Source organism: Cupriavidus sp. 30B13 (assembly GCF_049059565.2).
GTDB lineage: Bacteria > Pseudomonadota > Gammaproteobacteria > Burkholderiales > Burkholderiaceae > Cupriavidus.
This window is the reverse complement of record NZ_CP188223.1, coordinates 3,700,995-3,713,804: the sequence shown is the minus strand read 5'-3', so window position 1 is coordinate 3,713,804 and position 12,810 is coordinate 3,700,995. Positions and strand designations below refer to the sequence as shown.

At 69.9% G+C, this 12,810-nt stretch carries 11 protein-coding genes; all 11 read left to right on the top strand.

Annotated features, from left to right (window positions below; genetic code table 11):
- Positions 1-12: 12 nt before the first annotated feature.
- The 11 genes from coq7 (at position 13) to murG (ending at position 12,804) form a co-directional block, all read left to right on the top strand.
- Positions 13-636: a 2-polyprenyl-3-methyl-6-methoxy-1,4-benzoquinone monooxygenase gene (gene coq7, locus ACKI2N_RS17035; protein ID WP_420996499.1), complete on the top strand. Its 624-nt coding sequence runs from the start codon at positions 13-15 to the stop codon at positions 634-636.
- Positions 637-1,051: 415 nt separating this feature from the next.
- A complete protein-coding gene (mraZ, locus tag ACKI2N_RS17030; protein ID WP_420996498.1) occupies positions 1,052-1,480 on the top strand; it encodes a division/cell wall cluster transcriptional repressor MraZ in 429 nt (142 codons plus the stop codon).
- Between the two features lie 7 nt (positions 1,481-1,487).
- Entirely contained in the window at positions 1,488-2,483 is a 996-nt protein-coding gene (gene rsmH / locus ACKI2N_RS17025; protein WP_420996497.1) for a 16S rRNA (cytosine(1402)-N(4))-methyltransferase RsmH, read from the top strand.
- A complete protein-coding gene (gene ftsL / locus ACKI2N_RS17020; RefSeq protein ID WP_420996496.1) occupies positions 2,480-2,818 on the top strand; it encodes a cell division protein FtsL in 339 nt (112 codons plus the stop codon). The genes rsmH and ftsL overlap by 4 nt, the downstream gene beginning before the upstream one ends.
- Positions 2,815-4,617 (top strand): peptidoglycan D,D-transpeptidase FtsI family protein, encoded by a 1,803-nt coding sequence (locus tag ACKI2N_RS17015; protein WP_420996495.1) that lies wholly within the window; start codon positions 2,815-2,817, stop codon positions 4,615-4,617. Before ftsL ends, ACKI2N_RS17015 begins: the two co-directional genes overlap by 4 nt.
- Complete coding sequence (locus tag ACKI2N_RS17010) at positions 4,614-6,152, top strand: UDP-N-acetylmuramoyl-L-alanyl-D-glutamate--2,6-diaminopimelate ligase (protein ID WP_420996494.1); 1,539 nt, start codon at positions 4,614-4,616, stop codon at positions 6,150-6,152. Before ACKI2N_RS17015 ends, ACKI2N_RS17010 begins: the two co-directional genes overlap by 4 nt.
- The gene (locus tag ACKI2N_RS17005; protein ID WP_420996493.1) at positions 6,149-7,597 is read left to right on the top strand and encodes a UDP-N-acetylmuramoyl-tripeptide--D-alanyl-D-alanine ligase; all 1,449 of its coding nucleotides are present in this window, start codon (positions 6,149-6,151) and stop codon (positions 7,595-7,597) included. The genes ACKI2N_RS17010 and ACKI2N_RS17005 overlap by 4 nt, the downstream gene beginning before the upstream one ends.
- 128 nt (positions 7,598-7,725) lie before the next feature.
- On the top strand, positions 7,726-8,895 hold the full coding sequence (gene mraY / locus ACKI2N_RS17000) for a phospho-N-acetylmuramoyl-pentapeptide-transferase (RefSeq protein WP_029043962.1): 1,170 nt from the start codon (positions 7,726-7,728) through the stop codon (positions 8,893-8,895).
- 86 nt (positions 8,896-8,981) lie between these two features.
- Positions 8,982-10,499 (top strand): UDP-N-acetylmuramoyl-L-alanine--D-glutamate ligase, encoded by a 1,518-nt coding sequence (murD, locus tag ACKI2N_RS16995; RefSeq protein WP_420996492.1) that lies wholly within the window; start codon positions 8,982-8,984, stop codon positions 10,497-10,499.
- Positions 10,496-11,737: a putative lipid II flippase FtsW gene (gene ftsW, locus ACKI2N_RS16990; RefSeq protein WP_420996491.1), complete on the top strand. Its 1,242-nt coding sequence runs from the start codon at positions 10,496-10,498 to the stop codon at positions 11,735-11,737. Before murD ends, ftsW begins: the two co-directional genes overlap by 4 nt.
- The gene (gene murG / locus ACKI2N_RS16985) at positions 11,734-12,804 is read left to right on the top strand and encodes an undecaprenyldiphospho-muramoylpentapeptide beta-N-acetylglucosaminyltransferase (RefSeq protein WP_420996490.1); all 1,071 of its coding nucleotides are present in this window, start codon (positions 11,734-11,736) and stop codon (positions 12,802-12,804) included. Before ftsW ends, murG begins: the two co-directional genes overlap by 4 nt.
- The last annotated feature ends 6 nt before the right edge of the window (positions 12,805-12,810 follow it).

Below are 12,810 nucleotides of genomic sequence, written 5' to 3'. Positions count from 1 at the left end.
GTGCATGCATCCATGGATACCTTGATTCGCGAATTCGATGTGGCCCTGCGCGCGATCGCAGGCGTGACGCGGGCTGAACGGGCCAATCCGGCGGCGCGGCTGGCGCCGGACGACGGCGGGCTGGATGAGCAAGAGCGCCGCCACGTGGCCGGGCTGATGCGCATCAACCATGTCGGCGAGGTCTGCGCGCAGGCCCTCTACCAGGCGCAGAAGCTCACCGCGCATACGCCGCAGGTGCGCGCGCAGATGGACCAGGCCGCGCGCGAGGAAGAAGACCATCTCGGCTGGTGCGCCGAGCGCCTGCGCGAGCTCGGTTCGCGCACCAGCCTGCTCAACCCGCTGTGGTACGCCGGCGCCTTCGCCATCGGCTGGGTGGCCGGCCGCGCCGGCGACCGCGTCAGCCTCGGCTTCGTGTCCGAGACCGAGAGCCAGGTCGAGCAGCATCTCGACGGCCATCTCGGGCAGCTCCCCGCCGCGGACCAGCGCTCGCGCGCGATCCTCGAGCAGATGCGCGACGACGAGGTGCGCCACGGCGCCACCGCCCGCGAGGCCGGCGGCATAGCGCTGCCCGCGCCGGTGCGCGCGATGATGCGGGCCGCGTCGCGCGTCATGACCACGGCCGCGTACCGGATCTGACGGTCCGGCGGCCGGCTGGCACAGGTCCCCGCGCGGGCGGGGTAGACAACAAAACGTTGTATCCTTCCATCGGTCCCGCGAGGCGGATTTTCGTGCGGCAGGCAGTTCCTTCCCCGGTTGTTCTCAGGTGGTTTCTCTGCTTTCCTCCATAAGATCTTCATTTCATTAGGGATTCACTTTTTCGGTGCGTGAGGAGTGCGCGCTAAGTCATTGTTCTGATTAAAAAAACCCGGTTTGTTGCCTTGCGGCGAGCCTTGACCCGCCAAATCGCTTCCTCTAAAGTGGGAAATAGTGTGAGGAAGTGTATTTTTGTGTGAAAAAGCGGGCTGGCTATGGGATCATCCCTCAACGTCGGCTTTACAGGGTTCACCGCGCCAACCGACCGTAGATCGGCCGGCGCGGATCGGGAGCGAGCTTGTTTCAGGGCGCATCGGCGCTGTCACTGGATGCCAAGGGCCGGATGTCGGTTCCGGCGCGGCACCGTGAAGCGCTGCAACAGCAGGCCGAGGGCCGGGTAACGCTGACAAAGCACCCGGATGGCTGCCTGCTGCTGTTTCCGCGGCCCGAATGGGAAAACTTCCGCGCCCGCATCGCCGCTTTGCCGATGGACGCGCACTGGTGGAAGCGCATCTTCCTCGGCAACGCGGCGGACGTCGACATGGACGGCGCCGGCCGCGTGCTGATCGCGCCTGAGCTGCGCAGCGCCGCGCTGCTCGACAAGGAAGTCATGCTGCTCGGTATGGGCAGCCATTTCGAAGTCTGGGATGCCGCAACCTACGCCGCCAAGGAACAGCAGGCGATGGCGCAGGGCATGCCGGATGCGTTGAAGAACTTCTCTTTCTGACGAGGTCATGAGCTCAACCCAAACGCCGGGGACCACCGCCCTGCGCCATCGCACCGTGCTGCTGGACGAGGCTGTCGAAGCCCTGGTCTGGCGGCCCGATGGCGTCTATGTGGACGGCACCTTCGGCAGAGGGGGGCACAGCCGGGCAATACTGGCCCGGCTGGGGCCGGCCGGGGCACTGGTGGCCTTCGACAAGGATCCGGCAGCAATCGCAGAGGCGGGCACCATCGAGGATGCCCGCTTCTCCATTGAGCACACCAGCTTCGCCGACATGGCCGAGCGGCTGGCGGGGCGCGGCAAGGTGGCCGGGATACTGCTCGACCTGGGCATCAGTTCGCCCCAGATCGACGATGCGCAGCGGGGGTTCTCCTTCCGCTTCGAGGGCCCGCTGGACATGCGCATGGACACCACGCGCGGCGTCACCGCCGCCGAGTGGCTGGCGCAGGCGGATGAACAAGACATCGCGAGGGTGATACGGGACTATGGGGAAGAACGGTTTGCTGTACAGATTGCAAAGGCGGTTGTTGCTCGCAGGAGCGAACCCGGCCATGGCGGACCACTTGCCACTACGGCCGAGCTTGCCGCACTCGTGGCGAAAGCCGTCAAGACTCGCGAGAAGGGCCAGGACCCTGCGACCCGCACCTTTCAGGCTCTACGGATTCACGTCAATCAAGAGCTTGCGGACCTCGAAAGAGGGCTGAGCGCGGCGTACGGGTTGCTGCAGACCGGGGGACGGCTGGTGGTGATCAGCTTTCATTCGCTCGAGGACCGCATCGTCAAGCGGTTCATGCAGGCGCACGCCCGCCCGCAGCAGGATGCCGACCCGGCCCTGCGCCGCGCGCCGCTGCGCGCCGACCAGCTGCCGCAGCCCACGCTCAAGCTGCTCGGCCGCGTCAAGCCGGGCGCCGACGAGGTGGCCGCCAACCCGCGCGCGCGCTCGGCCGTGATGCGGGTGGCCGAGAAACTGCCGGCGAGCACGCCCGCACAGGCTGGCCGCGCATGAACCGCCTGACTTTCTTCCTGCTTGCCGCGCTGATCTTCTGCGCGCTCTCCCTGGTGAGCGCGCAGCACCAGGCGCGCACGCTGTTCGTCGCCTTCGAGCGTGCCCAGGCGGAAGAAAAGCAGCTCGACATCGACTGGTCGCGCCTGCAGTACCAGCAGAGCGCGCTCGGCAAGAGCGCGCGCATCGCCGACGCGGCCCGCGCCCAGCTCAAGATGACGCCGGTCATTCCCGGCCGTACCCAATACCTGGCCGGCGTGGTGCTCGACACCCCGCCGGCCGCGGCGGCTTCCGCTGCGGCGGCGGCCGCTCCGGCGCCCGAGGGGAGCAAGCCATGACCATCGCCCATCCCTCGCAGCGCGGCCAGCAGCGCGGCAGCCCCTCGCGCCCGCGCACCGGCCAGTTCGCCGCCAGCCCGGTGCTGGGCCTGCGCCTGCCGATGTGGCGCTCCAAGCTGGTGGTGTTCATGATGTTCGCCGCCTTCGTGGCGCTGGCCGGGCGCGCGCTGTGGATCCAGGGCCCCGGCAACCAGTTCTACGAGGCCGAGGGCAAGAAGCGCTTCCAGCGCACGCTCGACCTGCCGGCCACGCGCGGCAAGATCCTCGACCGCAACGGCCTGGTGCTGGCCACCAGCCTGCCGGTCAAGGCCATCTGGGCGGTCCCCGAGGACGTGCCCGACCAGATCGACGCGGACAAGATCCGCGAGCTGGGCAAGCTGCTCGACATGAGCGACAAGGAACTGCGCCGCAAGTTTACGGAAGACAAGAGCTTCGTCTACCTGAAGCGCCAGGTGCTGCCCGACACGGCGGACAAGATCGCCGCGCTCAAGATCGAGGGTATCCACCAGACCCGCGAATACAAGCGCTTCTACCCGGAAGGCGAGGCGATGGCGCACATCGTCGGCTTCACCAACGTGGAAGACCGCGGCCAGGAAGGCATGGAGCTTGCGCGCGAGCCGGTGCTGGCCGGCAAGTCGGGCGCGCGCCAGGTGATCAAGGACCGCCTGGGCCGCGTGGTGGAAGACGTGGGCATCCTCAAGACCCCGCGCGACGGCGAGGACCAGCAGCTTTCCATCGACGCCAAGATCCAGTACCTGGCCTTCAACGAGGTCAAGGCCATCGTCGAGCGCAGCAAGGCCAAGGCCGCCAGCGCGGTGGTGCTGGACGCCCAGACCGGCGAGGTGCTGGCGCTGGCCAACTGGCCGACCTACAACCCCAACGACCGCACCCGCCTGTCCGGCGAGCAGTTGCGCAACCGGGTGCTGACCGACACCTTCGAGCCCGGCTCGATGATGAAGCCGATCACCATCGGGCTGGCGCTGCAGCTCAAGCGGGTCACGCCGTCGACGGTGTTCGCCACCACCGGCAAGTTCAACTACGAAGGCGCCACCATCAGCGATACCCACAACTACGGGGCGCTGACGGTGGCCGGCATCATCCAGAAGTCGAGCAACATCGGCACCACCAAGATCTCGATGCTGCTCAAGCCGCAGGAGATGTGGGACATGTTTACCAGCGTGGGCCTGGGCCAGGCGCCCAAGCTCGGCTTCCCCGGCGCGGTCGCCGGCCGCGTGCGCCCGTTCAAGAGCTGGCGCCCGATCGAGCAGGCCACCATGTCGTACGGCTACGGCCTGTCCGTGTCGCTGTTCCAGATCGCCCACGCCTACACCATCTTCGCCCATGACGGCGAACTGATCCCGGTCACCATGTTCCGCAACAACGGCCCGGTCACCGGCGAGCGCGTGCTGTCGCCCGAGGTGGCGCGCCAGGTGCGCGGCATGCTGGAAACCGTCACGGCGCCCGGCGGCACCGCGCCCGAGGCCCAAGTGATGGGCTACCGCGTCGGCGGCAAGACCGGCACCGCCTACAAGCACGTCGGCCGCGGCTACGACCGCAGCAAGTACCGCGCCTCGTTCATCGGCCTGGCGCCGATGTCCAACCCGCGCATCATCGTGGCGGTGAGCGTGGACGAGCCCACCGCCGGCAGCCACTATGGCGGCGCCGCCGCGGGCCCGGCCTTCGCCGCCATCACCGGCGGCACGCTGCGCGCGCTCAACGTGCAGCCCGATTCGCCGATCCGCCAGCTGGTGGTCAGCGACAAGGTGCAGGAAAGCGAGCCGTGGAGCGCCACCCAATGAGCCGCCAACTGCTGCCCCTCGAAGTCGCTGCCCAGGCCGCCGACGCGCTGGCCTGGCTGCGCCGGCGCGCGCCCGCCGGCGCCCGCCTCACCGGCGACACGCGCCGCCTGACCCAGGGCGACGTGTTCTTCGCCTACGTGCTGGGCAACCGGCGCCTGTCGACCGATGCGCGCCCGCATATCGCCCAGGCCATCGCCCGCGGCGTCAGCGCCATCATTCATGAAGCCGACGGTTTCGCCTGGCCGCATGGCGAGGCGGTGCCGCACCTGGCCGTGTCCGGCCTGCACCAGCTGGCGGGCCCGATCGCGGCCGGGTGGTACGGCAACGACGCGCGCGGCCTGGCGGTGACCGGCATCACCGGCACCAACGGCAAGACGTCCTGCGCGCAATGGCTGGCGCGGCTGCTGCAGGCCGCGGGCAAGCCCTGCGCCACCATCGGCACGCTCGGCACCGGCTTTCCCGGCGCGCTCGCCGCCACCGGCTTCACCACGCCGGATGCGGTGCAGCTGCAGGACAGCCTGGCCGCGCTGCACGACGCCGGCGCCCGCGCGGTCGCCATGGAAGTGTCCTCGCACGGCCTCGAGCAAGGCCGCGTGGCGGGCACGCACTTCGACGTGGCGGTGCTGACCAATCTGACCCAGGACCACCTCGACTACCACGGCACCATGGCCGAGTACGAGGCGGCCAAGGCGCTGCTGTTCCAATGGCCCGGCCTGCGCGCCGCGGTGATCAACCGCGACGACGGCATGGGCGCCCGTCTGCTGGCGGGCAAGCTGGCCGCCGCGCAGGTCATCGAATACGGCGTCGACGGCGCGGCCGCCGCCACCCGCAAGGGTGGCCAGTGGCTGCGCGCCAGCGGCCTGCGCGCCACCGCCGCCGGCACCGCCTTCCACGTGGACGGCAGTTTCGGCAGCGCCGACGTGGCCACGCCGATGATCGGCGGCTTCAACGTCAGCAACCTGCTCGCCGTGCTGGGCGCGGCGCTGGCCAACGGCATTGCCTGGGACGCCGCCGTCGACGCGCTGCGCGCGCTCAAGCCGGTCGAGGGCCGCATGGAACTGTTCGGCGGCGGCCAGGACGGCCCGCTGGCGGTGGTCGACTACGCCCACACGCCCGACGCGCTGGACAAGACCCTGGCCGCGCTGCGCCCGGTGGCGCAGGCCCGCAACGGCCGCCTGTGGTGCGTGTTCGGCTGCGGCGGCGACCGCGACCCGATCAAGCGCCCGCTGATGGGTGCAGTGGCCGAGCGCCTGGCCGACGAAGTCGTGCTGACCAGCGACAACCCGCGCAGCGAAGACCCGCTCGACATCCTGGACGCCATCGCCGACGGCATGGACGAGCGCGGCCGCGCCCACCTGATCGAAGACCGCGCCGCCGCCATCCTCTACGCCATCAAGCACGCCGCCGCGGCGGACGTGGTGCTGGTGGCCGGCAAGGGCCACGAAGCCACCCAGGAAGTGCATGGCCGCAAGCGGCCGTTCTCCGATCGCGAACACGTCCGGCTGACGCTGGGCACGCGCGGGGTGGCGGCATGAACCAGAACATGATGACCAATCTGCAGCAAGCCGCCGGCTGGATCGCCGGCGCGCGCCTTTCCCTGCCCGCTGCCGCCGGCGCCGCCGATGCGGCCGCGCCGGGCTTTTCGCGCGTGCTCACCGACAGCCGCGCGGTCCAGCCGGGCGACCTGTTCGTCGCGCTCAAGGGCGAGCGCTTCGACGCCCACGATTTCCTCGCCGACGTGGCCGCGCGCGGCGCCGCCGCGGTGCTGGTGGAGCGCGAGCCCGACACCGCGCTCGGCCTGCCCGCCATCGTGGTGCCCGACACGCGCCTGGCGCTGGGGCAACTGGCCGCCGGCTGGCGCCGCCGCTTCAGCCTGCCCGCGGTGGCGGTGACCGGCAGCAACGGCAAGACCACGGTCAAGGAAATGATCGCCGCGATCTTCGCCGCGGCGGTAGGGGAGGGCGCCCGCCTGGCCACCGGCGGCAATCTCAACAACGACATCGGCCTGCCGCTGACGGTGCTGCGCCTGTGCGCCGCGCACCGGCTGGCGGTGTTCGAGCTGGGCATGAACCACCCGGGCGAGACCGTCTACCTGGCCGGCATCGCCCAGCCCACCGTGTCGGTGGTGACCAACGCCCAGCGCGAGCACCAGGAATTCATGGTGAGCGTGGAGGCGGTGGCGCACGAGCATGCGGCGGCCATCGCGGCGCTGCCCGCCGACGGCGTGGCGGTGTTCCCGCTCGACGCCGAGGGCGGCGGCGCGCATGCCGGCATCTGGCGCGAGGCCGCCGGCCAGCGCCGCGTGCTGTCGTTCGGCCTGGCCGCCGGCGCCGACGTGCGTGCCGACGTGCATCTCGACGACGGCGTGCAGGTGATGCAGGTCACGGCGCCCGGCGGCGCCTTCGAAATCCGCCTGTCGGTGCTGGGCACCCACAACGTGCGCAACGCGCTGGCGGCCACCGCCTGCGCGCTGGCGGCCGGCGTCGGCCACGAGGCGATCCGCGCCGGGCTGGCGGGATTCGCCGCGGTCAAGGGACGCCTGCAGGCCAGGCACACCGCCGCCGGCACGCTGGTGATCGACGACACCTACAACGCCAACCCGGACTCGGTGCGCGCCGCCATCGACGTGCTGGCCGGGTTTGCCGCGCCGCGCCTGCTGGTGCTGGGCGACATGGGCGAAGTGGGCGACCAGGGCCCGGCCTTCCACGCGGAGATCGGCGCCTACGCCGCCGCGCGCGGCATCGAGGCCCTGTGGGGCACCGGCACCGCCATGGCCGACGCGGTGCGCGCGTTCGGCGCGCGGGGCAGCGGCCAGGCGCGCCATTTCGACAGCGCCGAGGCGCTGGCCGGCGCGCTGGCACAGGACGAGGACGGCATCGTGGCGCGCGCGGGCGCGGTGCTGGTGAAGGGGTCGCGCTTCATGCGCATGGAACGGATGGTGGATGCGCTGGTCGCAGACACGTCCGCGCCGAAAGCATGAAGGGCGTGAGGGGTGCGGCCGGTGGCCGGCGACGCCTGGTCAAGTAACCGCGAAGCAATCGCAAGCAATCGCAAGCAATCGAGAAGCCCGGCGCCGCCGGGCGGTTGTCGAAAGGAATACGGAACACGATGTTATTGGCTCTGGCCCAGTGGCTGCAAAACGACTACAGCTTCCTGCGGGTCTTCAACTACCTGACCTTCCGCGCGGTGATGGCCAACCTCACCGCGCTGTTGATCGGCCTGTGCCTGGGCCCGTGGGTGATCCGCAAGCTGACCGAACTGAAGATCGGCCAGGCGGTGCGCACCATCGGCCCGCAGTCGCATCTGGTCAAGGCCGGCACGCCCACCATGGGCGGCGTGCTGGTGCTGGTGTCGATCGGCATCTCCACCTTGCTGTGGTGCGACTGGGGCAACCGCTTCATCTGGGTGGTGATGCTGGTGACGCTGGGATATGGCGCGATCGGCTGGGTGGACGACTACCGCAAGGTGGTCTACCGCGACCCGCGCGGCATGTCGAGCCGCGAGAAATTCTTCTGGCAGACCCTGATCGGCCTGGTGGCCGCGGTCTACCTGGCGTTCTCGGTGTCGGAAAGCAGCAATGTGCGGGTGTGGGACCTGTTCCTGGGCTGGGTCGAAAGCGGCATGTCGCTGGACATGCCCTACAAGTCCAACCTGATCGTGCCTTTCTTCAAGGAAGTGAGCTACCCGCTGGGCGTGGCGGGCTTCATCGTGCTGACCTACCTGGTGATCGTCGGTTCGAGCAACGCGGTGAACCTGACCGACGGCCTGGACGGGCTGGTGATCATGCCGGTGGTGCTGGTCGGCAGCGGGCTGGGCGTGTTCGCCTACGTGATGGGCAGCGCGGTCTACAGCAAATACCTGCTGTTCCCGCACATCCCGGGCGCGGGCGAGCTGCTGATCTTCTGCTCGGCGCTGACCGGGGCGGGCCTGGCCTTCCTCTGGTTCAACGCCCACCCGGCCCAGGTCTTCATGGGCGACGTGGGCGCGCTGGCGCTGGGCGGCGCGCTCGGCACGGTGGCCGTGATCGTGCGCCAGGAGATCGTGCTGTTCGTGATGGGCGGCATCTTCGTGGTGGAAACGCTGTCGGTGATGCTGCAGGTAACCTGGTTCAAGATCACCAAGCGGCGCTACGGCGAAGGCCGGCGGCTGTTCAGGATGGCGCCGCTGCATCACCACTTCGAATTGTCGGGCTGGAAGGAAACGCAGGTGACGGTGCGCTTCTGGATCATCACCATGCTGCTGGTGCTGATCGGGCTGTCGTCGCTGAAGCTGCGCTGAGCGCGCTGCCGGCGGCATCGAGGCAGCGACGAATCGACGTAACAACGTAGCAACGTAACAACATAACGAAAAGGGCGGAAAACGAAGTGTTTGGCGAGTTGCAGAAACCTCATGTGCTGGTGCTGGGCCTCGGCGAGTCGGGGCTGGCGATGGCGCGCTGGTGCGGCCAGTACGGCGCCCCCGTGCGCGTCGCGGACACGCGCGAGGCTCCCGCCAACCTGGTCTTCCTGCAGGCCGAGCTGCCCTCGGCCCGGTTCATCGGCGGCGCGTTCGACACCGCGCTGCTCGACGGCATCGGCCTGGTGGCGATCAGCCCCGGCCTGGCGCCGGCCGAGCCCGCCACCGCGGCGCTGCTGGCCGCGGCGCGCGAGCGCGGCATCCCGGTGTGGGGCGAGATCGAGCTGTTCGCCCGGGCGCTGGCCCACCTGCAGGCCGAATCGGGCTACGCGCCCAAGGTGCTGGCGATCACCGGCACCAACGGCAAGACCACCACCACCGCGCTGACCGGCCGCCTGGTCGAGCGCGCCGGCAAGAGCGTCGCGGTGGCCGGCAATATCAGCCCGTCGGCGCTGGACAAGCTGGCCGCCTGCATCGCTTCGGCGACGCTGCCCGAGGTCTGGGTGCTGGAGCTGTCCAGCTTCCAGCTCGAAACCACGCACACGCTGGCGCCGCACGCCGCCACCGTGCTCAATGTCACGCAGGACCACCTCGACTGGCACGGCAGCATGGAAGCCTATGCCGCCGCCAAGGCGCGCGTGTTCGGCCCGGCGCCGGGCGAGCCCGGCTGCCTGCAGGTGCTCAACCGCAACGACCGCCTGAGCCTGGAGATGGCGCGCCCGGGCACCGTGCCCGTTACCTTCGGCACCGACCTGCCGGAAACGCCGGGCAGTTTCGGCGTGCTGCGCGAGGGCGGCATGCCCTGGCTGGTGATCGCCGAGGCCGACGGCGAGGCCGAAGGCGAGAACAAGCCGCGCCGCCGCAAGGCCGCCGCCGAGGCGGAGCCGGCCGTGCCGGTGCGCCACAAGCGCCTGATGCCGGCCGACGCGCTGCATATCCGCGGCATGCACAACGCCACCAACGCCATGGCCGCGCTGGCGCTGTGCCGCGCCATCGACCTGCCGCTGAGTGCCTTGCTGCACGGCCTGCGCGAATACCGCGGCGAGCCGCACCGCGTGGAGTGGGTCGCCACCGTGGACGACGTGGAGTATTTCGACGACAGCAAGGGCACCAACGTGGGTGCGACCGTGGCCGCGCTGTCGGGCCTGGACAAGCGCGTGGTGCTGATCGCCGGCGGCGAAGGCAAGGGCCAGGATTTCTCGCCGCTGGCCGCTCCCGTGGCGCAGTACGCGCGCGCCGTGGTGCTGATCGGCAAGGATGCCGGCGAGCTGCGCCGCGCGCTCGAAGGCACCGGCGTGACGCTGGCCGACGCCGCCACGCTGGAGCAGGCGGTCACGCTGGCCGCCGGCGCCGCGCAGGGCGGCGACGCGGTGCTGCTGTCGCCGGCCTGCGCCAGCCTCGATATGTTCCGCAACTACGTGCACCGCGCCGACGTGTTCCGCTCCGCGGTGGAAGAACTGGCGATGTCCCGGGGGATCCTGCCATGAGCGACGCACAGGTCAAGCGCAGCGGGTTTATCGGCGCCACCATCGGCAATGCCTGGGGTGGCCTGCGCGACGCGGTGTCCGGCGTCAAGCCGACCCGCTCGCGCATGATGGAGTACGACCAGCCCCTGCTGTGGGTGTCGATCGTGCTGCTCGCGCTCGGCCTGGTGATGGTGTACTCGGCCTCGATCGCGCTGCCCGACTCGCCGCGCTACGCCAATTACCGCGAAAGCCATTTCCTCACGCGGCACGCCTTCGCGCTGTTCGTCGGCCTGTCCGGCGGCCTGCTGGCCTTCCAGATCCCGGTCAAGTTCTGGGACCGCTACGCGCCCAAGCTGTTCGTGATCGCGCTGCTGCTGCTGGTGATCGTGCTGGTGCCCTTCGTCGGCAAGGGCGTCAACGGCGCGCGGCGCTGGATCCCGCTGGGCATCATGAACTTCCAGCCGTCCGAGCTGATGAAGCTGGCCGTGGTGCTCTACGCCGCCAACTACACCGTGCGCAAGCAGGAGTGGATGCAGAACGTGGGCAAGGGCTTCCTGCCGATGGGCGTGGCGGTGGTGGTGGTGGGCATGCTGCTGCTGCTGGAGCCCGACATGGGCGCCTTCCTGGTGGTGGCCACCGTGGCGATGGGCATTCTTTTCCTGGGCGGCATCAACGGCAAGCTGTTCGCCGGGCTGGTCGGCGTGGCGGTGGGCGCGTTCGCGCTGCTGATCACGGCCTCGCCGTGGCGGCGCGAGCGGATCTTCGCCTACCTCAACCCGTGGGAAGAAGCCAACGCGCTCGGCAAGGCCTACCAGCTCACGCACTCGCTGATCGCCTTCGGCCGCGGCGAATGGACCGGGGTGGGGCTCGGCGGCAGCATCGAGAAGCTGCACTACCTGCCCGAAGCGCATACCGACTTCATCCTCGCCGTGATCGGCGAGGAATTCGGCTTTGTCGGCGTGCTGGTGGTGATCGTGCTGTTCTACTGGCTGGTGCGCCGCGCCTTCGAGATCGGCCGCACCGCGCTGCAGCTCGACCGCACCTTCGCCGGCCTGGTGGCCAAGGGCATCGGCGTGTGGGTCGGCTGGCAGACCTTCATCAACATGGGCGTGAACCTGGGCCTGCTGCCGACCAAGGGGCTGACCCTGCCGCTGGTGAGCTACGGCGGCTCGGGCATCCTGATGAACTGCATCGCGCTGGCGATCCTGCTGCGGGTTGATTACGAGAACCGGGTGATGATGCGTGGGGGGAAGGTATGACCGCTGCGCGCACCCTGCTCGTGATGGCCGGCGGCACCGGGGGGCACGTGTTCCCCGGGCTGGCGGTCGCGCGCGCGTTGCGCGAGCAGGGCTGGCGCGTGGTGTGGCTGGGCAACCGCAGCGGCATGGAAGCCACGCTGGTGCCCAAGTACGACATCCCGATGGAGTTCATCCAGTTCGGCGGCCTGCGCGGCAAGGGGCCGCTGACCAAGCTGCTGCTGCCGCTGAACCTGCTGCGCGCGTTCTGGCAGAGCCTGCGGGCGCTGCGCCGCGTGCGGCCCGACGTGGTGCTCGGCATGGGCGGCTACATCACCTTCCCGGCGGGCATGATGGCGTCGCTGCTGGGGCGCCCGCTGGTGCTGCACGAGCAGAACTCCATCGCCGGGCTGGCCAACAAGGTGCTGGCCAAGGTGGCGGACCGCGTGCTGTGCGCGTTCCCCGATGCGCTGCCCGGCGGCGAATGGACCGGCAACCCGGTGCGCGACGAGCTCGCGCGCATGCCCGCGCCGGACGAGCGCTATGACAACCGCAGCGGCCCGCTGCGCCTGCTGGTGGTGGGCGGCAGCCTGGGCGCGGCCGCGCTCAACGAGGTCGTGCCGAAGGCGCTGGCGCTGCTGCCGCAAGCCGCGCGCCCGCTGGTGAAGCACCAGGCCGGCGCCAGGCAGATCGACACGCTGCGCGCCAACTACGAGGCGGCCGGCGTGCAGGCGGAAACGCTGCCCTTTATCGACGACATGGCCGGCGCCTACGCCGAGGCGGATCTGGTGATCTGCCGCGCGGGCGCCATGACCGTGTCGGAGGTGGCGGCCGCCGGCGTGGCGGCACTGTTCGTGCCGTTTCCTCATGCCGTGGACGACCACCAGACCACCAATGCGCAATTCCTGTCGTTGCAGGATGCCGCCTTGCTGGTCCAGCAGAACGAACTGACCGCGAGCGGGCTGGCGCAGACGCTGGCCTCGCTGTCGCGGACCCGACTCAAAGAGATGGCGCACCAGGCGCGCGGTCTCGCCAAGCCGGAAGCGACCCGGCGCGTGGCGGAGATCTGCAGCCAGATGGCCAGGGATTGAAACAAA

Bases quoted from the DNA above. Each gene is read 5' to 3' on its own strand.
- coq7 (WP_420996499.1), top strand. From the start codon at position 13: ATGGATACCTTGATTCGCGAATTCGATGTGGCCCTGCGCGCGATCGCA.
- rsmH (WP_420996497.1), top strand. From the start codon at position 1,488: ATGAGCTCAACCCAAACGCCGGGGACCACCGCCCTGCGCCATCGCACC.
- ftsL (WP_420996496.1), top strand. From the start codon at position 2,480: ATGAACCGCCTGACTTTCTTCCTGCTTGCCGCGCTGATCTTCTGCGCG.
- ACKI2N_RS17015 (WP_420996495.1), top strand. From the start codon at position 2,815: ATGACCATCGCCCATCCCTCGCAGCGCGGCCAGCAGCGCGGCAGCCCC.
- ACKI2N_RS17010 (WP_420996494.1), top strand. From the start codon at position 4,614: ATGAGCCGCCAACTGCTGCCCCTCGAAGTCGCTGCCCAGGCCGCCGAC.
- ACKI2N_RS17005 (WP_420996493.1), top strand. From the start codon at position 6,149: ATGAACCAGAACATGATGACCAATCTGCAGCAAGCCGCCGGCTGGATC.
- mraY (WP_029043962.1), top strand. From the start codon at position 7,726: ATGTTATTGGCTCTGGCCCAGTGGCTGCAAAACGACTACAGCTTCCTG.
- ftsW (WP_420996491.1), top strand. From the start codon at position 10,496: ATGAGCGACGCACAGGTCAAGCGCAGCGGGTTTATCGGCGCCACCATC.
- murG (WP_420996490.1), top strand. From the start codon at position 11,734: ATGACCGCTGCGCGCACCCTGCTCGTGATGGCCGGCGGCACCGGGGGG.